Raw genomic sequence first — 22,973 nt, forward strand, 5'->3', positions numbered from 1 at the left:
AGACGCATGCCGCAGACAAAACACCCCTTATCAGAGATTCAGTTGCTGACTGCTGGCCAGTTGCCGCGCTTGAGTTGCCGTTCTCGAGAAGCTCATAAAGGCCAGTTCGGCCATGTGCTGTTGATCGGTGGTGACCTGGGTTTTGCCGGGGCGGCCTTGCTGGGAGCCGAGAGCGCGCTGCGCAGCGGTGCGGGCTTGGTGTCACTGGCTACTCGTGGCGAACATGTAGCGGCGGCTGGAGCTCGGCTGCCTGAGGTCATGGCCCTGGGCGTTCATTCAGCCAACCAGCTGATGGGGTTGCTGGAGCGTTCTTCGGTGGTAGTGATCGGTCCCGGCCTGGGGCAAGGGGCCTGGGGGCGCAGCCTGCTGTCGGCGGCGGCCAATGCCGTGTTGCCCCAGGTATGGGACGCCGATGCCTTGAATCTGCTGGCCTTGGGGGATGTGAGCATGCCGGCCGGAAGTGTCATGACGCCACATCCTGGAGAGGCTGCCCGCTTGTTGGGTATTTCCACGGCTGAGGTTCAGGCGGACCGACCTGCAGCAGCCCGTGCCTTGAGCCTCCGATATGCAACGGTGGTCGTGCTCAAGGGCGCTGGCAGCTTGATAGCCAGTCCTGATGGGCGCCTGGCCCGCTGCGATGCCGGGCATCCGGCGATGGCTACGGCCGGCCTGGGCGATGTTCTCGCAGGTTTGCTTGGCGGGCTGCTGGCACAGGGCTTGGCGGTGTTCGATGCTGCCTGCCTGGCGGTCTGGCTGCATGCCAGCGCCGGCGAGCGGCAAGGTAAATTGGGCCGTGGACTGGCGGCCAGTGATCTGATTCCAGTCATTCGTCAGTTGTTGGAGGAGCAATCACCGTGTCTGAGTTAACCCTTTACCTGGCCGACGAGCAGGCCATGGTGGAATTTGGTGCACGCATTGCTCAGGTCACCCGTGGGGTAGGGGTGATCTTTCTCGAGGGCGACCTGGGGGCGGGCAAGACTACCCTGTCTCGGGGGATCATCCGTGGCCTGGGGCATTCGGGGGCGGTGAAGAGTCCGACCTTTACCCTGGTGGAGCCCTACGAAATTGGTACGGTGAGAGCCTTCCACTTCGACCTGTACCGGTTGGTGGACCCCGAGGAGTTGGAATTCCTGGGGATTCGTGATTATTTCGAGGGTGATGCCCTGTGCTTGCTGGAATGGCCTGCACGCGGTGCAGGCTTTTTGCCAAAGCCTGACCTGACCATTACCATTACCCCGCATAACAATGGGCGTTGCGTACATCTATTGTCCCAAGGCTCGCGAGGCGAGTCCTGGTGTGCCGCTTTGGCGTTGGAATTCAAATAATTGATGGGGTTAGGTATGCGCATTCGCGCGTTGGTTGCTGTCGTAGGACTGTTGCTTACGGCATTGGCCGTCGAGGCTGTGGCCGCTACGCAGGTTCGCAGCGTCCGCCTATGGCGGGCACCGGATAACACGCGACTGGTATTCGACCTGTCCGGTCCGGTTCAGCACAGCGTCTTTACCCTCACGGCCCCCGATCGCCTGGTGATCGATATCAACGGCGCAACCCTGGGTGGTTCGCTGAATGTCGCCACGGCCAACACCCCGATCACCGCGATGCGCTCGGCACAACGTACGCCGACCGATTTGCGGGTGGTGATCGACCTGAAGAAGGCCGTCACGCCCAAGAGCTTCACCCTGGCGCCCAATGCCCAGTACGGTAACCGCCTGGTGGTCGATCTGTTCGACAACCCGGCCGATGCCGCGCCACCGGCTGCTCCACCGCCAACCGTGGCGACCGTGCCTGCGGTACCTGTCACTCCAGCGGAACCTGCCATCAAGCTGCCCCCGGCACCGGCCGGTAAGCGCGACATCATCGTGGTGATCGATGCCGGTCATGGCGGCGAGGACCCTGGTGCCTCCGGCTCCCGTGGCCAGCACGAGAAAGACGTGGTGCTGTCCATCGCTCGCGAGCTGCAACGCCAGATCAACGGTCTCAAGGGCTTTCGTGCCGAGTTGACCCGCACTGGCGATTACTTCATCCCGCTGCGCGGTCGTACCGAAATCGCCCGCAAGAAGGGCGCCGACCTGTTCGTTTCGATCCACGCCGACGCGGCGCCGTCGACGGCAGCCTTTGGCGCATCGGTGTTCGCCCTGTCCGAGCGTGGCGCGACTTCGGAAACCGCCCGCTGGTTGGCGGACAGCGAAAACCGCTCCGACTTGATCGGTGGTGCCGGCAACGTCAGCCTCGATGACAAGGACCGGATGTTGGCCGGGGTGCTGCTGGACCTTTCGATGACTGCATCCCTTACATCCAGCTTGAATGTGGGGCAGAAGGTCTTGAACAACATTGGCCGGGTGACGCCATTGCACAAGCAGCGCGTGGAACAGGCCGGGTTCATGGTGCTCAAGTCCCCGGATATTCCATCGATCCTGGTGGAGACCGGCTTCATCTCCAACTCCAACGAGGCCTCGAAGCTGGCCACCTCCAGCCACCAGCAGGCCCTGGCGCGCTCCATCAGCAGTGGCGTGCGGCAGTTCTTCCAACAGAACCCGCCACCGGGCACCTATATCGCCTGGCTGCGCGACTCCGGGAAAATCGCCCAGGGCCCGCGTGAGCACCGGGTCAATCCTGGAGAAACCCTGGCCATGATCGCCGTGCGCTACCAGGTTTCGGCGGCAGCGTTGCGCAGCGCCAACAACCTCAAGAGCGATGAGTTGAAAGTGGGGCAGGTTCTGAGCGTCCCCGGTACCGAGCTGGCGGCCAAGGAATGAGTGAGTCGATCGTCGGCGGTTCGCGCATCGAGCTGCTCAGTCCGCGCCTGGCCAACCAGATCGCTGCCGGTGAGGTGGTTGAGCGACCGGCCTCGGTGGCCAAGGAATTGCTGGAGAACAGCCTGGACTCTGGTGCCCGGCGCATCGAGGTCGAGGTCGAGCAGGGTGGAGTGAAGCTGCTGCGTGTACGCGACAACGGCAGCGGGATTGCCCCGGACGACCTGCCGTTGGCCCTGGCGCGCCATGCCACCAGCAAGATCCGCGAGTTGGAAGATCTCGAGGGCGTGCTTAGCCTGGGGTTTCGCGGTGAGGCCCTGGCTTCGATCAGCTCGGTCGCCCGCCTGACCCTGACTTCGCGCACCGTCGATGCCACTGAGGCTTGGCAGGTAGAGACCGAGGGGCGCGACATGACCCCGCGTGTACAGCCGGCTGCGCATCCGGTCGGCACCTCGGTCGAAGTGCGCGACCTGTTTTTCAATACACCGGCCCGTCGAAAGTTCCTCAAGGCCGAGAAGACCGAGTTCGATCACCTGCAGGAAGTCATCCGGCGCCTGGCCTTGGCGCGTTTCGACGTGGCTTTCCACCTGCGCCACAACGGCAAGACTATTTTCAGCCTGCACGAAGCCGCCGACGAGATGGCTCGGGCGCGGCGTGTTGGCGCAATCTGTGGCCCTGGCTTTCTCGAGCAGGCGCTGCCGATCGAGGTCGAGCGCAACGGTTTGCGCCTGTGGGGCTGGGTTGGCTTGCCGACCTTCTCGCGCAGCCAGGCGGACTTGCAGTACTTCTTCGTCAATGGCCGCGCTGTGCGCGACAAGCTGGTCGCCCATGCCGTGCGCCAGGCCTACCGCGATGTACTGTTCAATGGCCGGCACCCGACCTTCGTGCTGTTCCTTGAGCTCGATCCCACGGGGGTCGACGTCAATGTGCACCCGACCAAGCACGAAGTGCGCTTTCGCGAAGGGCGGATGGTCCACGACTTCCTTTATGGCACCTTGCACCGTGCCCTGGCGGATGTGCGCCCCGAGGACCAGTTGGCGGCGCCGGCTGCGGTTTCCGAGATGGTGCGCCCCAGTGGCCTGCAGGCCGGAGAGTTCGGTCCGCAAGGCGAGATGCGCCTGGCTTCGCCGGTGCTGGAGCAACCCCAGGGAGAGCAGCGCCCGTCGTTTTCTTCGTCAGGTTCGGGCGCAGGGTATCAGTATCAATACACGCCGAGGCCGTCGCAGCCGGTGAATACCGGCGAGACCCAGGCGGTCTACCGGGAGTTCTATGCGCCGCTGGAAAATGCCCAGGCTGCGCCTGGCGCGCTGCCGGAAAGCCAGGGCGATATCCCGCCTCTGGGCTATGCGCTGGCGCAGCTCAAGGGAATCTACATCCTGGCGGAGAACGCCGTCGGTTTGGTGCTGGTAGACATGCATGCGGCCCACGAGCGAATCATGTACGAGCGCCTCAAGGTGGCCATGGCCAGCGAGGGACTCAGCGGCCAGCCATTGTTGGTGCCCGAGTCGCTTGCGTTGAGCCAGCGCGAGGCCGATTGCGCCGAAGAGCATGCCCAATGGTTCCAGCGCCTGGGTTTCGAACTGCAGCGCCTGGGGCCCGAGACCCTGGCGATCCGGCAGATCCCGGCCCTGCTCAAGCAGGCCGAGGCCAATCGACTGGTACAGGATGTGCTGGCGGACCTGATGGAGTACGGCACTAGCGATCGGATCCAGGCCCACCTCAACGAGCTGCTGGGAACCATGGCTTGCCACGGCGCCGTACGCGCCAATCGACGCCTGGCGATCCCGGAGATGAACGCACTGCTGCGTGACATGGAAAACACCGAGCGCAGTGGGCAGTGCAACCATGGCCGGCCGACCTGGACCCAAATGGGCCTGGATGACTTGGACAAACTCTTTCTGCGCGGCCGTTGATGACTCAGTTTCCTCCTGCGATTTTCCTGATGGGCCCGACCGCAGCGGGCAAGACCGACCTGGCCATCGAGCTGACCAAGGTGCTTCCTTGCGAGTTGATCAGTGTCGATTCGGCGCTGGTCTATAGAGGCATGGATATTGGTACCGCCAAGCCGTCCAAGGAGTTACTGGCGCAATTTCCCCACCGTTTGATCGATATCCTCGACCCGGCTGACAGCTATTCTGCGGCGGATTTTCGTACCGATGCCCTGGCGGCCATGGCCGATATCACGGCACGGGGCAAGATTCCGCTGCTGGTGGGTGGCACCATGCTCTATTACAAAGCGCTGCTCGAGGGCTTGGCGGACATGCCGCCGGCGGACCCTCAGGTGCGTGCCGAGTTGGAGGATGAGGCGCAGCGCCTGGGTTGGCAGGCATTGCACGATCAGTTGGCGGCTGTGGATCCTGAATCCGCTGCCCGAATCCATCCCAACGATCCCCAGCGCCTGACTCGGGCTCTGGAAGTCTATCGGGTCAGTGGCCTGACAATGACGGCCCATCGTCAGCGTCAATTGGCGCAAAGTACTGATGCAGGCGCATCGGGACGCAGTCAATTGCCCTATACTGTCGCCAATCTGGCCATCGCTCCGGCGAATCGCCAGGTACTGCACCAACGTATTGCACAAAGATTCACACAAATGTTGGAACAGGGGTTCATCGATGAGGTCGTAGCTCTGCGTTCGAGAAGTGACCTGCATGCCGGGTTGCCGTCTATACGTGCAGTGGGCTACCGCCAAGTCTGGGATTACCTGGATGGCAAGTTGACGTTCGCCGAAATGCAGGAACGGGGCATCATTGCCACGCGCCAATTGGCTAAACGCCAGTTTACCTGGTTACGCAGCTGGTCCGACCTGCAATGGTTGGACAGCTTGGATTGCGACAATCTGCCACGCGCCTTGAAATACTTAGGGACGATCTCCATATTGGGCTGAGTCCTTGCAATTGCCGTCTATCCTTGGGGGTGTGGCGGCTTTGGCCATCTGTTTTCCGAATTTTTTATTATTGATCCTTAAAGGAGTGCGGCACATGTCAAAAGGGCATTCGCTACAAGACCCTTACTTGAATACATTGCGTAAAGAGAAAGTTGGGGTTTCCATCTATCTGGTCAACGGCATCAAGCTGCAAGGCACGATCGAGTCCTTCGACCAATTCGTCATCCTGCTGAAAAACACCGTCAGCCAGATGGTGTACAAGCACGCTATCTCGACAGTGGTTCCAGTTCGCCCGATTCGCCTGCCTAGCGCATCCGAGTCCGAACAGGGTGACGCTGAACCAGGTAACGCCTGATAGGAGTCTCCTTTGTTCTTTGAGCGCCACGGTGGTGGTGAGCGAGCCATTCTCGTTCACTTGGAAGGTCAGGACCCTGAGGCGCGCGAAGATCCGCAGGAGTTTCAGGAGCTGGCAGTATCGGCCGGCGCCGAGACCGTCGCGTTTATCAACGTGCCGCGTCATCGGCCAACCGCCAAATACCTGGTTGGCAGTGGCAAGGTCGAGGAGTTGCGCGACCTGGTCAAAGCCGAACAGGTAGACCTGGTGATTTTCAATCACGTCCTCACGCCCAGTCAGGAGCGTAACCTCGAACGTGCATTCGAGTGTCGCGTGATTGATCGAACGGGTCTGATCCTCGATATCTTCGCCCAACGCGCGCGGACTCATGAAGGCAAGCTCCAGGTCGAACTGGCCCAGCTTGAGCACATGAGCACTCGACTGGTGCGCGGCTGGACCCACCTTGAGCGGCAGAAGGGCGGTATCGGTCTGCGTGGCCCGGGGGAAACCCAGCTGGAAACCGACCGGCGCTTGTTGCGGGTACGCCTGCGACAGATCAAGGCTCGCCTGGAAAAGGTTCGCAGCCAGCGAGAGCAGGCTCGTCGTGGCCGCAAGCGTGCCGATATCCCGTCAGTGTCGCTGGTGGGCTATACCAACGCCGGCAAATCCACTTTGTTCAATGCCGTCACCGTGTCCGATGTCTACGCGGCCGACCAGTTGTTCGCTACCCTCGACCCCACCTTGCGCCGGCTGGAGCTGGACGACCTGGGGCCGATCGTGCTGGCCGACACCGTGGGTTTCATTCGCCACTTGCCGCACAAATTGGTGGAAGCATTTCGGGCTACGCTCGAAGAGTCGAGCAATTCCGACCTGCTGCTGCATGTGATCGATGCCCATGAGCCCGAGCGCATGGCCCAGATCGAGCAGGTCATGGTCGTGCTGGGGGAGATCGGGGCTCAGGACTTGCCGATCCTGGAGGTCTATAACAAACTCGATTTGCTCGAGGGCGTTGAGCCACAGATACAGCGTGATCCCGATGGCAAGCCGCAGCGCGTCTGGTTATCGGCCCGTGATGGCCAGGGACTGGACTTGCTCAAGCAGGCCATTGCGGAGCTGCTGGGTGAAGATTTGTTCGTTGGCACCTTGCGCTTGCCCCAGCGTTTTGCTCGACTGCGAGCACAGTTTTTCCAGTTGAATGCTGTGCAGAAAGAAGATCATGACGATGAAGGTGTCAGTTTGCTGGCCGTTCGCCTGCCTCGGGCCGAGTTGAACCGGCTGGTCAGTCGCGAAGGCTGGCAGCCGTCGGACTTCATCGAGCAACACACTTTGCAATAAAAGCCTGGGCAGGCGGTTGTGCCGCTGTAGCAGGCATTCTGTAGCATTGGCCGGCGCGCCGTGGGCGCGTCTTTGCTTTATCAGATGGAGAGCGCTATGGCTTGGAATGAGCCGGGTGGCAACTCGAATAATCAGGACCCTTGGGGCGGTAAGCGCCGCAATAACGGCGATCGCAAGGGCCCGCCAGATCTCGACGAGGCCTTCCGTAAGCTGCAGGAAAGCCTGAATGGGTTGTTCGGTGGTGGTAAGAAACGTGGTGATGACGGCGCCAGCTCCGGCAAGGGCGGCGGTTTTGGCTTGCTGGGCATTGGCCTGGTCGTGCTGGCGGCTGCTTGGCTGTACAGCGCGGTCTATGTCGTCGATGAGCAGGAGCAGGCCGTGGTGCTGCGCTTCGGCAAATACTATGAGACTGTCGGTCCGGGCCTGAACATCTACTTCCCGCCGATCGACCGCAAGTACATGGAAAACGTCACGCGTGAGCGTGCCTATACCAAGCAGGGCCAGATGCTGACCGAGGACGAGAATATCGTCGAGGTGCCGCTGACCGTGCAGTACAAGATCAGCAACTTGCAGGACTTCGTGCTGAACGTCGATCAGCCGGAGATCAGCCTGCAGCACGCGACCGATAGCGCCCTGCGCCATGTGGTGGGTTCCACCGCCATGGACCAGGTGCTGACTGAAGGTCGTGAGCAGATGGCCAGCGAGATCAAGGAGCGCTTGCAGCGTTTCCTCGACAACTATCGCACCGGTATCACCGTGACCCAGGTCAACGTACAAAGCGCAGCGGCACCGCGTGAAGTGCAGGAAGCCTTCGACGATGTGATCCGCGCTCGTGAAGATGAGCAGCGCTCGCGCAACCAGGCTGAAACCTATGCCAATGGTGTGGTACCCGAGGCTCGTGGTCAGGCCCAGCGCATCATCGAGGATGCCAACGGTTATCGCGACGAAGTGGTTTCCCGTGCCAAGGGTGAGGCGGACCGCTTTACCAAGCTGGTCGGCGAATACCGCAAGGCACCTGAGGTGACTCGCCAGCGCCTGTACCTGGACACCATGCAGGAAGTCTTCAGCAATACCAGCAAGGTCCTGGTGACCGGAAGCAAGGGTGGGCAGAACAACCTGCTGTACCTGCCGCTGGACAAGATGATCGACAGTGGTCGTAGCGGCGGTGCTCCGGTAACGGGCTCGGCGTCTACCTCCAGCAATGAAGCGAATGCGCGCGCGGCGGTTGAGCATATGCAGCAACAGCAGCAGACGCGTTCTAGGGAGAGTCGCTGATGAGCAATAAATCGCTGATCGCCCTGATCGTGGGTGTTGTCGTGGCGGTGGTTGCCTGGAACAGCTTCTACATCGTGGCTCAGACCGAGCGTGCGGTGTTGCTGCAGTTCGGTCGTGTAGTCCAGGCCGATGTCCAGCCCGGCTTGCATGTAAAAGTGCCCTACGTGAACCAGGTGCGTAAGTTCGATGCGCGCCTGATGACCCTGGATGCACCGACGCAGCGCTTCCTGACCCTGGAAAAGAAAGCCGTGATGGTGGACGCCTACGCCAAGTGGCGGGTGAAGGATGCCGAGCGTTTCTACACCGCGACTTCCGGCCTCAAGCAGATTGCCGACGAGCGTCTATCGCGGCGTCTGGAGTCGGGCCTGCGCGACCAGTTCGGCAAGCGCACCCTGCATGAAGTGGTATCCGGTGAGCGTGATGCGCTGATGGCCGATATCACGGCTTCGCTGAACAAGATGGCGGAGAAGGAACTGGGTATCGAGGTGGTGGATGTCCGGGTCAAGGCCATCGACCTGCCCAAGGAAGTGAACCGCAGCGTGTTCGAGCGCATGAGCACCGAGCGTGAGCGTGAGGCCCGCGAGCATCGCGCCAAGGGTAACGAGCTGGCCGAAGGCATCCGTGCCGACGCCGATCGTCAGCGTCGGGTGCTGTTGGCCGAAGCCTATCGTGAGTCCGAAGAGGTTCGCGGTGATGGCGACGCCCAGGCGGCAGCTATCTATGCCAAGGCCTACGGCCAGGACCAGGAGTTCTACGCGTTCTATCGTAGCCTGCGTGCCTACCGTGAAAGCTTCGCGAACAAATCCGACGTCATGGTCCTGGACCCAAGCAGCGATTTTTTCCACTACCTGGAAAAAACCAAGCCTTGATCCTGGCCTGATCCTGGGGTGCCCCGCCGGGCGGCTAAAATGCCTGGCGGGGTGATCCTTTGGGAAAACGGGTGTATGATGCGGCAGCCGGGAAATTCCCGGCTTTTTTGCGTCTGCATCTTTGATTAGCCGTGGCTCGTTCAAGAGTCCGGTGAGATTTTTCGAGGAAAAGGGTCTGTACAGCCGATTTCTGGCTGCCTGTCCGGCTGAGCTCGCGTCGGATGCGACTGTTTTCTGCTTCACTCTAAGGCTGGCCCCAGGCTTGCCGCCCGGACCATAGGGGAATGGCGTAATGGCAACGGTAGACCGCTGGCTGCTGCCAGATGGCATCGAAGAAGTACTGCCGCCGGAAGCGGCGCGCATCGAAGTGGCGCGTCGTCAGGTGTTGGATCTGTTTCAGAGCTGGGGTTACGAGTTCGTCGTCACTCCCCATATCGAATACCTGGAATCCCTGCTGACGGGCGCCGGCCAGGACCTGGACCTGCGCACCTTCAAGGTCATCGATCCGCAATCGGGTCGGCAGATGGGGTTCCGTGCCGACATCACGCCGCAAGTAGCACGTATCGATGCCCACACCCTGCGTCGTGAAGGGCCGAGCCGCTTGTGCTACGCCGGCAGCGTGCTGCATGCCCAGCCGCGGGCCTTGTCGACCTCCCGCAGCCCAATCCAGCTGGGTGCCGAGTTGTATGGCGACGCCAGCCCGAGCAGCGACGTCGAAGTGATCAGCCTGATGTTGGCGATGTTGCAACTGGCGGATGTGCCGGATGTGCACATGGATCTGGGGCATGTGGGCATCTACCGCGGCCTGGCCCAGGCTGCCGGTTTGTCCGGTGCCGTGGAGCAACAATTGTTCGACGCCCTGCAGCGCAAGGCGATCGATGAAGTCATCAGCCTGACCGAAGGCTTGTCGGCCGACCTGGCAGAAATGTTGCGCTCCCTGGTGGACCTGTGCGGCAGCCGCGAAGTACTGAGCGATGCTCGTCGTCGCCTGGCGGGTGCCCCGACCCCGGTGCTGGTGGCGCTGGATGAATTGCTGACGATTGCCGAGCGCTTGTCGGTGCGATTCCCGGACCTGCCGCTGTACTTCGACCTCGGCGAGCTGCGTGGCTACCACTACCACACTGGAGTGGTGTTTGCGGTGTTCGTTCCGGGTGTGGGTCAATCCATTGCCCAGGGCGGTCGCTATGATGACATCGGTGCGGACTTCGGGCGTGCCCGGCCGGCCACTGGTTTCTCTACCGACCTCAAGACCTTGGTGACCCTGGGGCGTGCCGAGATCGAATTGCCGTCAGGTGGCATCTGGATGCCCGATCGCACCGACGCCGCACTCTGGCAGACCGTCTGCCAGTTGCGCAGCGAAGGCCAGCGCGTGGTCCAAGCCTTGCCTGGGCAGCCCCTGGCCGCTGCTCGTGAAGCGGACTGCGACCGGCAATTGGTTCAGCACGATGGTATTTGGCAAGTATTGCCACTGGTTTCCTGAGTTTTCCTGCCGGCGCTCGCCGGCACCAAGTTTGCGCGAATGAGGACAATTGTTATGGGTAAGAATGTCGTAGTCCTGGGCACCCAGTGGGGTGATGAGGGCAAAGGCAAGATCGTTGATCTGCTGACCGAACATGCCGCCGCCGTAGTGCGCTACCAAGGTGGCCACAACGCTGGCCATACCCTGGTGATCGACGGCGAGAAGACCGTTCTGCACCTGATCCCGTCCGGCGTGCTGCGCGAAGGCGTGCAGTGCCTGATCGGCAACGGCGTAGTGGTGGCTCCGGATGCCTTGATGCGTGAAATCGTCAAGCTGGAAGAAAAAGGCGTACCGGTGCGCGAGCGCCTGCGTATCAGCCCGTCCTGCCCACTGATCCTGTCCTACCACGTGGCCCTGGACCAGGCCCGTGAGAAGGCCCGTGGCGAAGCCAAGATCGGCACGACCGGTCGTGGCATTGGCCCGGCCTACGAAGACAAGGTGGCCCGTCGCGGCCTGCGCGTCGGCGACCTGTTCCACCGCGAGCGTTTCGCTGCCAAGCTGGGCGAGTTGCTGGACTACCACAACTTCGTCCTGGTCAATTACTACAAAGAGCCGGCCATCGACTTCCAGAAGACCCTGGACGAGTGCATGGAGTACGCCGAGCAACTCAAGCCGATGATGCTCGACGTCACCGCCGAACTGCACCAACTGCGTCGCGCCGGCAAGGACATCATGTTCGAAGGCGCCCAAGGCTCGCTGTTGGACATCGACCACGGTACCTATCCGTACGTCACCAGCTCCAACACCACCGCTGGCGGCATTGCTACCGGCTCCGGCGTGGGCCCGATGTACATCGACTACATCCTGGGTATCACCAAGGCCTACACCACTCGCGTTGGTTCGGGCCCGTTCCCGACCGAGCTGTTCGACGACGTCGGCGCCTTCCTGGCCAAGCGTGGCCATGAGTTCGGTGCTACCACCGGCCGTGCCCGTCGTTGCGGTTGGTTCGATGCCGTGATCCTGCGTCGCGCCATCGACGTCAACAGCATCTCGGGCTTGTGCCTGACCAAGCTGGACGTGCTGGATGGCCTGGAAACCATCAATATCTGCGTTGGCTACAAGAACCAGGATGGTGCAGTCATCGACGCGCCGACCGACGCCGACAGCTACATCGGCCTGGAGCCGGTATACGAGCAGATGCCAGGCTGGAGCGAATCGACCCTGGGCGCGAAGACCCTGGCAGAGCTGCCAGCAGCTGCCCTGGCCTACATCAAGCGCATCGAAGAGCTGGTCGGCGCGCCGATCGACATTATTTCGACTGGCCCGGATCGCAACGAGACCATCGTCCTGCGTCATCCGTTCGCCTGATAAGCTGTTGATGTAGCAAACAAAGGGCCCCTCATGGGGCCCTTTGTCGTTTCTGCCTGCTGCACGGCACGACCCTTGCTGGGAAATCCACTTCTAGAGTGCCATCAGAATAATGGCGTCAAAAGTAGAGGGATTTCCTGTGTCGGCCGTTCTCTCACTGTTACAAAGCCGTTTACTACGGCCTGTATTCGTTACTCTCGGTATCGCCCTTTTGGTGCAAGTGCTGGTCGCTGTCGCCCTGACCCGGAGCACGGTGACAGCCCTGGAAGCAAACCTGGCCTCGCGCCTGGGCGGTGACAGCCAGAAGCTCGCGGGTGAGCTGGAGCAGGCGGGCAAGGAGGTCACCTCCAGTCTGGAGAGCCTGTCGGCCAGCACTCGCCAACGACTCACGGCTGGCTTGTCGTCGCGCCTCAAGGAGGAGCAGGTACAGCTGCGTGATGCGCTGGAGAAAGACCTGAAGGATTCCGCCAACGATATGGCCCAGTTGCTGGCCTCGGTGGCGCCGCGAGCCATGTGGGACAACGATGTACCAACCTTGTCCGAATTCGCACGGCGGGCCCAGCGCAACCCTAGCGTGCTCTTCGTGGTGTATGACGATGCCACGGGCGCGCACCTGACTCGCTACCTGAACCGTGAAAACCCCATCAACCGCGCCCTGTTGGAGAAGGGCAAGGGCGATCGGGCTCTGGACAAGGTCCTGGATGCGGCGAAGAACGATCCCTCGGTCTACTACATCGAGGCTTCGATCAATCCCAATGGGGTGGAGATCGGCAAGGTGCTGATGGGGGTGTCCACGGCCTCCGTTGAAGCCGACATCGCGGCGCTGGACCAGCGCTTCACGGCCTTGATCGCCAGCAGTGACCAATTGGTGGGTGACAGTCTCAAGGGGGCCTCCGCCGACAGTTCGGCGGCGATGCGTTCGCGGCTGCAGTCGGCCCAGGGCACGGCGGCCGAGATGCAGGCCAACACTGCCAGTACCGTGCAAGAGGCGGCGGCCACCCTGCGTTGGCAGATTGGCGTAGGCCTGGCCTTGGTCGGCCTGGCGCTACTGCTGTTGCTGGCAGTGGTGCTGGGGCGGCGGGTGGTCAACAAGTTGCACCTGCTGATTGCCGCGCTCAATGACCTGGCGGCCGGGGAGGGTGACCTGACCAAGCGCGTGCCGCTCAATAGCAACGATGAGATCGGCGACATGGCTTCGGCGGTGAATCGCTTCGTCGACAAGTTGCAGCCGATCGTCCGCGAGGCAGGCGATGTGGCGCAGCGCACCGGGGTCGAGATTGGCGCGATGAGCTTGCGTAATGCCGGCGCCGATGCGGCGGCCGAGGCCCAGCGCGACGAGGTGGCGGAGAGCCTGCGGGCCCTGTCGCACATGGCCGACGAGGCCCAGGCGGAAAGCCAGGCCATGCAGGCCGCGTTGCAACAGGTGGTGGAGATCCGCCAGGCCACCGACGAGACCACCCGGACTTCGGAGCAGGTCGGCAGCTTGATCGAGGCCCTGGCCGGACAGGTGGATACCGGGGCCAAGGTGATCGAGCGGCTGGCGCAGCAGAGCGAGCAGATCGAGGTGGTGCTGACGGTGATCCATGGCATTGCCGAGCAGACCAACTTGCTGGCACTGAATGCGGCGATCGAGGCGGCCCGGGCCGGCGAGACCGGGCGCGGTTTTGCGGTAGTGGCAGACGAAGTGCGGGCCTTGGCCAGCAAGACCCAGAGTTCCACTGGCGATATCCAGGCCCATATCGGCGCTTTGCAGCAAGGTGCACGCGAAGCGGTGGCGGCTATCGGCCAGGCTGGGCGCCAGGCCAGTGAAGGTTTGTTGGTGTTGCGCGATAGCGCCCGTCTGCAGCAGTCGGTGCAGTCATCGGTGGAACAGGTGCACGCAGCCATTGGCTTGGCTACCCAGGCTGCGGCGCAACAAGCCCAGGGCGCGCAGGCGGTGCGTGGGCGGGTGGAGACCATTCATGCCCAGGCCGAGCGTGCGGCCCAGGCGGTGGTGGAAACCACCGCCAGCGGCAAGGTGCTGGACAGCCTGGCGGCGCAGCTCAAGGCCAGCCTGGGCCAGTTTCGCGCTTGAGGCATCCTGCGGCAGGCGTCTCCCTGGAGTCGCCTGCCGAGGCGGTCGATCTCAGCGGCTCAGGTACATCCGCGTCGTCAGCAGGTACACCGGCAGGCCCGAGACCAGGATCAGCAGCACCGCATAGGGCGCCGCTGCCGCGAACTCCAGGTTCGAGGTATGGGCCCAGACTGCAGTGGCCAGGGTGTTCAATCCTGTAGGGCTGAGCAGCAGGGTCGCAGTGAGTTCCTTCATCGCATCCAGGAATACCAGGGCGAAAGCCGCACCCAGTGCCGGGAAGATGATCGGCAGGGTGACCCGGCAAAAGGCCCCGAACGATGAGGCCCCCAGGGTTCGTGCCGCCTCTTCCAGCTGTGGTGCTGCCTTGTTCAAGGCTGTGCGAATCGGTGCCTGGGCCAGTGGCAGGAACAGCAAGGCGTAGGCGATCAGCAGCAGGGTCGAGGTCTGGTACAGCGCCGGCACATAGTGCAAGGCGAAGTACACCAGGGTCAGGGCGATCACCAGGCCTGGCAAAGCGTGCAGCAAGTAGGGCAGGCGTTCGGCCCAGATCGCCAGGCGGCCCTTGTAGCGCACCACCAGCAGGCCTACCGGCACCGCGAGCACCAGACACAGCGCAGCTCCGCCCAAGGACAGTGCCAGGGACGAGAGCAGGGCTTCACCGATCGCGGCAATAGGGAAGGCGGCCGATGAGCCCACTGCCAGCCAATAGCCCAGCATCCCCAGGGGGATACCGCTGCCGATCACTGCCAGCAGCAAGCAATACACTTGCCCGATGGCGGACCAGCTGCCCAGTCCGACCTGTTCGGCCCGGCGCGCCACGCCCTGGCCGATGCGTACGTGCCGGCCTTTGCCGCGGGCCCGCAACTCCAGCCATAGCAGGGTCAGGCACAACAGCAGCAGGACAGCCGAGAGCATCGCCGCGTTGGCGTTGCTGAACTCCAGTTCGAATTGTTGGTAGATCGCCGTGGTGAAGGTTTGCAGGCCCATGATCGACAAGGCGCCGAACTCCACCAGCATGTGCAGGGCGATCAACAACGATCCCGCCAATAGCGAAGGCCACAGTAGGGGCAGGGTGACCTTGAGAAACACTCCCCAGCGGCCTTGCCCCAGGGTGCGTGCCGATTCTTCCAGGGAAGGATCGAGATTGCGCAGGGTGGCGGCCACTGGCAGGAACACCAGCGGGTACTTGGAGAGGGTCATCACCAGGATCGCGCCGCCCAGTCCCTCGAAGCTGGCGCTCAGGGATACCCAGGTGAAACTGCTGACGAAAGCCGGCACGGCGAATGGCAGGCACAGCACCACACCCCAGATCCTCCGGCCCGGTAGGTCGCTGCGTTCCAGCAGCCAGGCCAGGGACAGGCCGATGATGGCGCAGGCGCCGGTCGTCCCGAGCATCAGTAGCAGGGTGTTGCGCAGCAGCCGGAACACGTAGGGGCGCCACAGCAGATGCCAGGCCTCAGCCCAGCCAGCTTGCCAGGCCTTGAGTGCGACATAGGCCAGGGGCAAGAGGCTCAGGCAGACCAGTAGCAGGACCGGCAGTAGCAGCCAGGCGGGAGGGGGCTTGCGCCCCGGTGCGCGTTGGGCGCGTGCAGCGGAAAGCGAAGGGCCCATCAGTTCAGGCCGACATCACGTTCCAGCTCCAGGGCCTGTTCGGCATTGCCCAGGTCGGCGGGTGTCACCTGCGGAGGGTTCAGCTCGCTGAAAGGCTTGAGCCCGCGGTCGGACTCCATGCCCTTGTGCAGCGGGTATTCCGCGGTGGTCTGGGTGATCACGCGCTGACCTTCTTCGCTGGCCATGTAGGCGAGGAACTGCTGGGCTTCCTTGGGGTGCTTGCTGGACTTGAGTACCGCAGCACTGGAGACGGTGATCAGGCCACCGGCATCGCCATTGGTGAAGTAGTGCAGCTTGGACTCCAGCTGGCCTCTCTCCCGTTGCAGGGCGAACCAGTAGTAGTTGTTCGCCAGGACCGCGGCAATTTCACCGTTTTCCACGGCCTTGAGCGCCACCATGTTGTTGCTGTAGATCTTGCCGAAGGCACGCAGCCCGGTCAGCCACTCTTCCGCTGCGTCCATGTCGTGCAGCTTGATGATCGCCACGGCCTGTTCCTGGAAGGCGCCACTGGTGGGGACGAAGCCGATCTTGCCTTGCCACTGGGGTTGGGAGAATTCCAGTACCGATGTGGGCAGGTCCTTTTCAGCGATCAGCTTGGGATTGAAGGCCACCACGCGCACGCGGGCGGTGATGCCGATCCAGGTACCGTTGCTGGCCACGTACTCCTTGGGCAGTACGGCCAGGGTGGCGCTGTCGGTCTGGGCTAGCAGGCCTTGTTCCCCCAGTTTGTTCAGGGGTGGGGATTCTTCGGAATAGATCACGTCGGCGGGGGAGCGATCGCCTTCTTCCACTACCTGGCTGGCCAGCTGATTGCTGCTGCCCTTGCGGACATTGACGTGAATCCCGGTCTTGGCTTCGAAGGCCTTGGCGATCGCCTCGCCGACTTCCTTGTGCTGGCCGTTGTACAGGGTCAGCGATACGGGCTCGTCGGCCCGGGTGAGTGGAGATGCCAGGGTCAGTCCCAGCAAAGTGATGGTCAAGCCACGCAGAAGGGATGTTGAAAGGCGGGTGTTTCTAAACATCATTCGCAGGTTTCCTCACTGTTGTGCCGCAAAAACTTGTAACAATCATAAACGATATCGTTTCTCATGTGCGCTTTGCGAGGGAGGAGGCTTTGTGCGGAGGGAATTACATGGGCTAGAAACGCAAAAACCCGCTTTCGCGGGTTTTTGTGAAGCTTCAGAGCATTGCGCTGAAGTTTTGAATTGGTGCCCAGAAGAAGACTCGAACTTCCACGGCCTTGCGGCCACCAGCACCTGAAGCTGGCGTGTCTACCAATTTCACCATCTGGGCAGTATCGACATCGTTGCCGTGTCGATGGGGCGCACTATACGGGCAGTGTTTTGATCTGTAAACCCCTGTTTTGCTTTTATTAAATCAAGCACTTAGGAAAATCAGGAGCTTAGAACGCAAAAACCCGCTTTCGCGGGTTTTTGTTGGAGCCTTGAAATTGATCTAATCTCAAGCTCTTGAATTGGTGCCCAGAAGAAGACTCGAACTTCCACGGCCTTGCGGCCACCAGCACCTGAAGCTGGCGTGTCTACCAATTTCACCATCTGGGCGTATCGTTGACGTCTCCGTCGTCGATGGCGCGCACTATACGGATGCTGTTTTGAGCTGTAAACCCCTGGGTTCGAAAAAGTTTGAAAAAAGTCCTTGGGGATAAACAGGAGTCTGTTTCTGAGCCAGGGAGGAGGGATTTCGGGCGTTGTCTGAGCCTGAAATTTCCCGTTTCAATACGTGTATGCCAAACTAACCGAGATATAGACAAGGTGAAATTTATCTAATGGCCGATTGGCAGTCCCTCGATCCCGAGGCCGCTCGTGAAGCGGAAAAATACGAAAACCCTATTCCTAGCCGCGAACTCATCCTCCAGCATCTGGCTGACCGAGGCTCGCCTGCTAGTCGCGAGCAACTGGTAGACGAGTTCGGCCTGACCACCGAGGACCAACTCGAAGCCTTGCGTCGCCGCCTGCGCGCCATGGAGCGCGATGCTCAATTGATTTACACCCGCCGGGGCACCTACGCGCCCGTGGACAAGCTCGACCTGATTCTCGGCCGTATCAGCGGTCACCGCGACGGTTTCGGCTTCCTGGTGCCGGACGACGGCAGTGAAGACCTGTTCATGAGTCCGGCCCAGATGCGCCTGGTGTTCGATGGCGACCGGGCATTGGCCCGTGTTTCTGGCCTAGATCGCCGCGGCCGTCGTGAAGGCGTGATCGTCGAAGTGGTATCGCGTGCCCATGAAAGTATCGTCGGTCGCTACTTCGAAGAGGGCGGTATCGGCTTTGTCGTCGCGGATAACCCGAAGATCCAGCAGGAAGTGCTGGTGACGCCAGGTCGCAATGCCAATGCCAAGATCGGTCAGTTCGTCGAGGTGAAGATCACTCACTGGCCGACCCCGCGCTTCCAGCCACAGGGCGATGTGATCGAAGTCGTAGGTAACTATATGGCGCCGGGCATGGAGATCGACGTTGCCCTGCGCACCTACGATATTCCACATGTATGGCCCGAGGCCGTCCTCAAGGAGGCCGGCAAGCTCAAGCCTGAAGTGGAAGAGAAGGACAAGGAAAAGCGTATCGACCTGCGCGACCTGCCCTTCGTCACCATCGATGGCGAGGACGCCCGCGACTTCGACGATGCCGTCTATTGCGAAGCCAAGCCCGGCAAGCTGCGCCTGTTCGGTGGCGGCTGGAAGCTGTATGTGGCGATCGCCGACGTTTCCAGCTACGTGAAGATCGGTTCGGCCCTGGATGCTGAAGCCCAGGTGCGTGGCAACTCGGTGTACTTCCCCGAGCGCGTGGTCCCGATGCTGCCGGAAGAGCTGTCCAACGGCCTCTGCTCGCTCAATCCCAAGGTGGATCGCCTGGCCATGGTCTGCGAGATGACCATTTCCAAGTCCGGTGAGATGACCGATTACCAGTTCTATGAAGCGGTAATCCACTCCAAGGCGCGCCTGACCTACAACAAGGTCAGTACCATGCTCGAGCATTCCAAGACCTCCGAAGCCAAGCAGCTGCGCGGTGAATATGCCGATGTGGTACCGCACCTGAAGCAGCTTTACGCGCTGTACAAGGTCCTGCTGGGCGCGCGCCATACCCGTGGTGCCATCGACTTTGAAACCCAGGAAACCCGGATCATCTTCGGTTCTGAGCGCAAGATCGCCGAAATTCGCCCAACTGCGCGCAACGATGCCCACAAGCTGATCGAGGAATGCATGCTGGCGGCCAACGTGGCCACCGCCGAGTTCCTGCAGAAGCATGAGATTCCGGCGCTTTATCGGGTGCATGATGGTCCGCCGCCGGAGCGCCTGGAGAAGTTGCGGGCTTTCCTCGGCGAGCTGGGGCTGTCCTTGCATAAGGGCAAGGAGGGGCCGACGCCCAAGGACTACCAGGCGTTGCTGGAGAACATCAAGGACCGTCCGGATTACCACCTGATCCAGACCGTCATGCTGCGTTCCTTGAGCCAGGCGGTATACAGCGCGGACAACCAGGGGCACTTCGGCCTGAATTACGAGGCCTACACCCACTTCACCTCGCCGATCCGTCGTTATCCCGACTTGCTGACCCACCGGGCCATTCGCAGTGTCATCCACTCCCGGCAAGATACGCCTCATGTGCGTCGTGCCGGGGCGTCGAGTATTCCCAAGGCGCGGATCTATCCGTACGACGAAGTCACTCTGGAGCAGCTCGGTGAGCAATGCTCGATGAGCGAGCGTCGTGCCGATGAAGCCACCCGCGATGTCGTGAACTGGCTCAAGTGCGAGTTCATGAAGGATCGCGTGGGCGAGTCCTTCCCGGGAGTGATCACGGCAGTGACCGGTTTCGGGCTGTTCGTCGAGCTGACCGATATCTATGTCGAAGGCCTGGTGCACGTGACGGCCTTGCCTGGCGACTACTACCACTTTGACCCTGTGCACCATCGCCTGGCGGGCGAGCGCACGGGGCGCAGCTTCCGCTTGGGCGATACCGTGGAAGTGCGCGTCATGCGAGTCGATCTTGATGAGCGCAAGATCGATTTCGAGATGGCGGAAAAAACCATCAATGCCCCGATCGGCCGCAAGAAGCGTGGCGCGCCCGATGTGTCGGCGAGCAAGCCTGCCGAGGCTGCGCCCTCCAGCAAGCCGGCACGACGTGGCGCTGCCAAGGAAAAGGCGGGCGATGCCTACCGTCCAAGCGATGCTGCAGCGAAAAACGCCGAAGTGCGCAAGAGCCGGGAAATGAAACGGGCGTTGTTGGCTGAGGCCAAGAGTGGAGGCAAGGCCCCTGCTGGCAAGTCCAGCAAGCCGGCCGCCGATAAACCCGCGAAACCGAGCAAGCATCGCAAGGGGCCGCCCAAGGCCGGTGCAAAGAGCAGTGGTGCACGTAAACCTAAGGCCAAGTCATGAGTCAGTTGGAAAAAATCTACGGCGTACACGCTGTGGAAGCGTTGCTGCGCCATCATCCCAAGCGGGTCAAGCAGATCTGGCTGGCTGAAGGGCGCAGTGATCCGCGGGTCCAGGTGCTGCTGGACCTGGCTGGGCAGAACCGGGTTGCCGTAGGGCAGGCCGAGCGCCGTGAAATGGACGCCTGGGTCGAGGGTGTGCACCAGGGCGTGGTGGCGGAAGTCAGCCCGAGCCAGGTGTGGGGCGAAGCCATGCTGGACGAGCTGCTGGACCGTACCGAAGGGGCGCCACTGTTGCTGGTGCTCGATGGCGTGACCGATCCGCATAACCTCGGAGCCTGCCTGCGTACCGCCGATGCAGCGGGCGCCCTGGCCGTACTGGTGCCCAAGGACAAGTCGGCAACCCTGACCCCGGCTGTGCGCAAGGTGGCCTGCGGGGCTGCCGAAGTGATCCCGTTGGTGGCTGTGACCAATCTGGCCCGCACTCTGGAGAAACTCCAGCAGCGTGGCCTCTGGGTCGTCGGTACCGCCGGTGAGGCCGAGCAGGAGCTGTACGCTCAGGATCTGACCGGGCCGACGATCATCGTCATGGGGGCCGAGGGTAAAGGCATGCGCCGCCTGACCCGTGAGCATTGCGACTTCCTGGTGCGCTTGCCGATGGCCGGTAGCGTCAGCAGCCTTAACGTCTCCGTGGCTACCGGGGTCTGCCTGTTCGAGGCTGCGCGCCAGCGCAACGCCAAGGCCGCACGCAAGTAGCAAGCAATCGGCAAGTCATGGGCGGCAAGTGCTCCTGCTTGTCGCTTGAGGCTCATGGCTTGCAGTTGTTGTTCAAATATTCACCAATTGCCTTGCACCGCTGTTCCCCCTTCTCTACAATTGCGCCCCTTGCCGTGACGGCAGGCGCATATGTGCCTACTACCAGGCAAGACACACAAGTGTCATTCACTCCTTGTCTGACCGCTTATAGGCGGCAGGCTACAACCCGTAAGGAGCATTCATGCGTCATTACGAAATCATCTTTTTGGTCCACCCGGATCAAAGCGAGCAAGTCGGCGGCATGGTTGAGCGTTACACCAAGCTGATCGAAGAAGACGGCGGCAAAATCCACCGTCTGGAAGACTGGGGCCGTCGTCAACTGGCCTACGCAATCAACAATGTTCACAAGGCTCACTACGTGATGCTGAACGTTGAGTGCACCGGTAAAGCCCTGGCTGAGCTGGAAGACAACTTCCGTTACAACGATGCAGTGATCCGTAACCTGGTCATCCGTCGCGAAGAGGCCATCACTGGCCAATCCGAGATGCTCAAGGCTGAAGAAAACCGCAGTGAGCGCCGTGAGCGTCGCGACCGTCCTGAGCATGCTGACAGCGCCGATGGCGACGACAGCAATGACAGCGACAACAGCGATAACGCTGACGAGTAATCCACGGACCTTTTGAGGAGCCAATTACATGGCACGTTTCTTCCGTCGTCGTAAATTCTGCCGCTTCACCGCTGAAGACGTGAAAGAGATCGATTACAAAGATCTCAACACTCTGAAAGCCTACGTATCCGAGACCGGCAAAATCGTTCCAAGCCGCATCACCGGTACCAAAGCTCGTTATCAGCGTCAGCTGGCTACCGCTATCAAGCGCGCCCGCTTCCTGGCCCTGCTGGCCTACACCGACAGCCACGGCCGCTGAGACCGGGTAGTCGACAAGTAGTAAGGGATTGAATGCATGCGCGCCTTAGCTGAGTTCATCATGCGCGGTCGTGTGCAGGCCACTCTGGTAGTGGCTGGCTGTTCGGCATTGCCGTTGTTGTATTGGTTGGGTGCTGCCGCTGCAAGCCTTGTGCTGCTGCGGCGCGGGCTGCAGGGCGCCATGGGTGTCCTGGCTCTGGGAGTGCTGCCGGCATTGCTCTGGTGGCTGACGTTCGATGACCCGCGGGCATTTCTTGTGCTGCTGGGGTCTTCGAGTCTTGCGTTGGTTTTGCGCGCAAGCGAATCCTGGACCCGCGTGCTGCTGGTCAGCATAGCGATGGGGTTGGTGTTTGCTGGTGTCTTGGGTGCGGCGTTCCGCCCCCAGATCGAAGCGCTGTCACAGGAACTGATCAAGATCCTGCCGATGGCCTTGGGTGAGGTCTACCAGCAGTTGTCGGTTGAAGAGCGAGCTCGCCTCGCTACGCTGATCGCACCGATCCTGACCGGCCTGATTGCGGCCTTGTTGCAAGCCATCAGCGTGCTGAGCCTGATTCTTGGGCGTTATTGGCAAGCTGTGTTGTACAACCCGGGTGGTTTTGGGCGCGAGTTCCGCGCCATCAGAATCCCCGTTGCACCAGCGATGCTCCTGCTGGCGTGCATGCTTGTTGGGCCGAACTTCGGACCTCAACTGGCCATGTTGACGCCGATGTGCAGTGTGCCGCTGGCTTTCGCCGGGCTGGCCCTGATTCACGGGCTGGTGGCGCAAGGGCGACTGGCCAGGTTCTGGCTGGTGGGGGTGTACATCACGATGCTGCCATTCATGCAGCTGGTCTATCCGTTACTCGTGGTCCTGGCCATTGTCGACAGCCTGATTGATTTTCGCGGACGTTTGGCCTCGAAAGATGCCGGTAACGGCTCCGCGAACGGTGAAGGTTAAAAGTTAAGAG

The 22,973-nt window shown here is 61.5% G+C and carries 19 protein-coding genes and 2 tRNA genes; 17 read left to right on the forward strand and 4 right to left on the reverse strand.

The features are described 5' to 3' along the window. Window positions 1-6 precede the first annotated feature (6 nt). From C4K39_RS02775 to C4K39_RS02830, 12 genes are all read left to right on the forward strand, one after another. Window positions 7-867, forward strand: a complete 861-nt coding sequence (locus tag C4K39_RS02775; protein WP_124345613.1) for an NAD(P)H-hydrate dehydratase — start codon at window positions 7-9, stop codon at window positions 865-867. Further along, complete coding sequence (tsaE, locus tag C4K39_RS02780) at window positions 855-1,325, forward strand: tRNA (adenosine(37)-N6)-threonylcarbamoyltransferase complex ATPase subunit type 1 TsaE (protein WP_124345614.1); 471 nt, start codon at window positions 855-857, stop codon at window positions 1,323-1,325. The genes C4K39_RS02775 and tsaE overlap by 13 nt, the downstream gene beginning before the upstream one ends. Window positions 1,326-1,328: 3 nt before the next feature. Then, a complete protein-coding gene (locus tag C4K39_RS02785) occupies window positions 1,329-2,756 on the forward strand; it encodes an N-acetylmuramoyl-L-alanine amidase (protein ID WP_206600595.1) in 1,428 nt (475 codons plus the stop codon). After that, window positions 2,753-4,666, forward strand: coding sequence for a DNA mismatch repair endonuclease MutL (gene mutL / locus C4K39_RS02790; RefSeq protein WP_068576438.1), 1,914 nt, complete (start codon window positions 2,753-2,755; stop codon window positions 4,664-4,666). Before C4K39_RS02785 ends, mutL begins: the two co-directional genes overlap by 4 nt. Further along, a complete protein-coding gene (gene miaA / locus C4K39_RS02795; protein WP_068576436.1) occupies window positions 4,666-5,637 on the forward strand; it encodes a tRNA (adenosine(37)-N6)-dimethylallyltransferase MiaA in 972 nt (323 codons plus the stop codon). The genes mutL and miaA overlap by 1 nt, the downstream gene beginning before the upstream one ends. Window positions 5,638-5,731: 94 nt before the next feature. Then, window positions 5,732-5,992 carry an RNA chaperone Hfq gene (hfq, locus tag C4K39_RS02800; RefSeq protein ID WP_007921378.1) on the forward strand — a complete coding sequence of 87 codons (261 nt, stop codon included), beginning with the start codon at window positions 5,732-5,734 and terminating at the stop codon, window positions 5,990-5,992. Between the two features lie 12 nt (window positions 5,993-6,004). Next, the gene (gene hflX / locus C4K39_RS02805; RefSeq protein ID WP_068576435.1) at window positions 6,005-7,306 is read left to right on the forward strand and encodes a ribosome rescue GTPase HflX; all 1,302 of its coding nucleotides are present in this window, start codon (window positions 6,005-6,007) and stop codon (window positions 7,304-7,306) included. A gap of 96 nt (window positions 7,307-7,402) precedes the next feature. After that, a complete protein-coding gene (gene hflK / locus C4K39_RS02810) occupies window positions 7,403-8,581 on the forward strand; it encodes an FtsH protease activity modulator HflK (protein ID WP_068576434.1) in 1,179 nt (392 codons plus the stop codon). Continuing rightward, window positions 8,581-9,450, forward strand: a complete 870-nt coding sequence (gene hflC / locus C4K39_RS02815; protein WP_068576430.1) for a protease modulator HflC — start codon at window positions 8,581-8,583, stop codon at window positions 9,448-9,450. Before hflK ends, hflC begins: the two co-directional genes overlap by 1 nt. 292 nt (window positions 9,451-9,742) lie before the next feature. Continuing rightward, on the forward strand, window positions 9,743-10,930 hold the full coding sequence (locus tag C4K39_RS02820) for an ATP phosphoribosyltransferase regulatory subunit (protein WP_124345615.1): 1,188 nt from the start codon (window positions 9,743-9,745) through the stop codon (window positions 10,928-10,930). A gap of 54 nt (window positions 10,931-10,984) precedes the next feature. Then, window positions 10,985-12,277, forward strand: a complete 1,293-nt coding sequence (locus tag C4K39_RS02825) for an adenylosuccinate synthase (protein ID WP_068576425.1) — start codon at window positions 10,985-10,987, stop codon at window positions 12,275-12,277. Between the two features lie 139 nt (window positions 12,278-12,416). Continuing rightward, window positions 12,417-14,351 carry a methyl-accepting chemotaxis protein gene (locus tag C4K39_RS02830; RefSeq protein WP_031320654.1) on the forward strand — a complete coding sequence of 645 codons (1,935 nt, stop codon included), beginning with the start codon at window positions 12,417-12,419 and terminating at the stop codon, window positions 14,349-14,351. 51 nt (window positions 14,352-14,402) lie between these two features. On the opposite strand, the gene C4K39_RS02835 is transcribed toward C4K39_RS02830, so the two are convergent. The 4 genes from C4K39_RS02835 to C4K39_RS02850 all read right to left on the reverse strand — a co-directional run bounded on the left by C4K39_RS02835 (window position 14,403) and on the right by C4K39_RS02850 (window position 17,524). After that, window positions 14,403-15,962 (reverse strand): ABC transporter permease, encoded by a 1,560-nt coding sequence (locus C4K39_RS02835; protein ID WP_124345616.1) that lies wholly within the window; start codon window positions 15,960-15,962, stop codon window positions 14,403-14,405. After that, a complete protein-coding gene (locus tag C4K39_RS02840) occupies window positions 15,962-16,987 on the reverse strand; it encodes an extracellular solute-binding protein (RefSeq protein ID WP_124345617.1) in 1,026 nt (341 codons plus the stop codon). Before C4K39_RS02840 ends, C4K39_RS02835 begins: the two co-directional genes overlap by 1 nt. A 181-nt stretch (window positions 16,988-17,168) precedes the next feature. Then, window positions 17,169-17,255, reverse strand: a tRNA-Leu gene (locus C4K39_RS02845). 182 nt (window positions 17,256-17,437) lie between these two features. After that, window positions 17,438-17,524: transfer RNA gene (locus tag C4K39_RS02850), tRNA-Leu, on the reverse strand. 224 nt (window positions 17,525-17,748) lie between these two features. On the opposite strand from C4K39_RS02850, the gene rnr reads away from it, so the two are divergent. The 5 genes from rnr to C4K39_RS02875 all read left to right on the forward strand — a co-directional run bounded on the left by rnr (window position 17,749) and on the right by C4K39_RS02875 (window position 22,963). Continuing rightward, complete coding sequence (rnr, locus tag C4K39_RS02855) at window positions 17,749-20,349, forward strand: ribonuclease R (protein ID WP_124345618.1); 2,601 nt, start codon at window positions 17,749-17,751, stop codon at window positions 20,347-20,349. Further along, on the forward strand, window positions 20,346-21,101 hold the full coding sequence (rlmB, locus tag C4K39_RS02860) for a 23S rRNA (guanosine(2251)-2'-O)-methyltransferase RlmB (RefSeq protein WP_068576981.1): 756 nt from the start codon (window positions 20,346-20,348) through the stop codon (window positions 21,099-21,101). Before rnr ends, rlmB begins: the two co-directional genes overlap by 4 nt. A 241-nt stretch (window positions 21,102-21,342) precedes the next feature. Further along, window positions 21,343-21,768, forward strand: a complete 426-nt coding sequence (rpsF, locus tag C4K39_RS02865; RefSeq protein ID WP_022641809.1) for a 30S ribosomal protein S6 — start codon at window positions 21,343-21,345, stop codon at window positions 21,766-21,768. A gap of 28 nt (window positions 21,769-21,796) precedes the next feature. Next, a complete protein-coding gene (gene rpsR, locus C4K39_RS02870) occupies window positions 21,797-22,027 on the forward strand; it encodes a 30S ribosomal protein S18 (protein WP_002551829.1) in 231 nt (76 codons plus the stop codon). 36 nt (window positions 22,028-22,063) lie between these two features. Further along, window positions 22,064-22,963, forward strand: coding sequence for a hypothetical protein (locus tag C4K39_RS02875; RefSeq protein ID WP_124345619.1), 900 nt, complete (start codon window positions 22,064-22,066; stop codon window positions 22,961-22,963). The last annotated feature ends 10 nt before the right edge of the window (window positions 22,964-22,973 follow it).

The sequence above is a fragment of the Pseudomonas sessilinigenes genome (assembly GCF_003850565.1).
Taxonomy (GTDB): domain Bacteria; phylum Pseudomonadota; class Gammaproteobacteria; order Pseudomonadales; family Pseudomonadaceae; genus Aquipseudomonas; species Aquipseudomonas sessilinigenes.

Coding starts and splice junctions, on each gene's coding strand:
- C4K39_RS02775 (WP_124345613.1), top strand. CDS start 7: ATGCCGCAGACAAAACACCCCTTATCAGAGATTCAGTTGCTGACTGCT.
- C4K39_RS02785 (WP_206600595.1), top strand. CDS start 1,329: ATGGGGTTAGGTATGCGCATTCGCGCGTTGGTTGCTGTCGTAGGACTG.
- mutL (WP_068576438.1), top strand. CDS start 2,753: ATGAGTGAGTCGATCGTCGGCGGTTCGCGCATCGAGCTGCTCAGTCCG.
- miaA (WP_068576436.1), top strand. CDS start 4,666: ATGACTCAGTTTCCTCCTGCGATTTTCCTGATGGGCCCGACCGCAGCG.
- hfq (WP_007921378.1), top strand. CDS start 5,732: ATGTCAAAAGGGCATTCGCTACAAGACCCTTACTTGAATACATTGCGT.
- hflK (WP_068576434.1), top strand. CDS start 7,403: ATGGCTTGGAATGAGCCGGGTGGCAACTCGAATAATCAGGACCCTTGG.
- hflC (WP_068576430.1), top strand. CDS start 8,581: ATGAGCAATAAATCGCTGATCGCCCTGATCGTGGGTGTTGTCGTGGCG.
- C4K39_RS02820 (WP_124345615.1), top strand. CDS start 9,743: ATGGCAACGGTAGACCGCTGGCTGCTGCCAGATGGCATCGAAGAAGTA.
- C4K39_RS02825 (WP_068576425.1), top strand. CDS start 10,985: ATGGGTAAGAATGTCGTAGTCCTGGGCACCCAGTGGGGTGATGAGGGC.
- C4K39_RS02835 (WP_124345616.1), bottom strand. CDS start 15,962: ATGGGCCCTTCGCTTTCCGCTGCACGCGCCCAACGCGCACCGGGGCGC.
- C4K39_RS02840 (WP_124345617.1), bottom strand. CDS start 16,987: ATGATGTTTAGAAACACCCGCCTTTCAACATCCCTTCTGCGTGGCTTG.
- rnr (WP_124345618.1), top strand. CDS start 17,749: ATGGCCGATTGGCAGTCCCTCGATCCCGAGGCCGCTCGTGAAGCGGAA.
- rlmB (WP_068576981.1), top strand. CDS start 20,346: ATGAGTCAGTTGGAAAAAATCTACGGCGTACACGCTGTGGAAGCGTTG.
- rpsF (WP_022641809.1), top strand. CDS start 21,343: ATGCGTCATTACGAAATCATCTTTTTGGTCCACCCGGATCAAAGCGAG.
- rpsR (WP_002551829.1), top strand. CDS start 21,797: ATGGCACGTTTCTTCCGTCGTCGTAAATTCTGCCGCTTCACCGCTGAA.
- C4K39_RS02875 (WP_124345619.1), top strand. CDS start 22,064: ATGCGCGCCTTAGCTGAGTTCATCATGCGCGGTCGTGTGCAGGCCACT.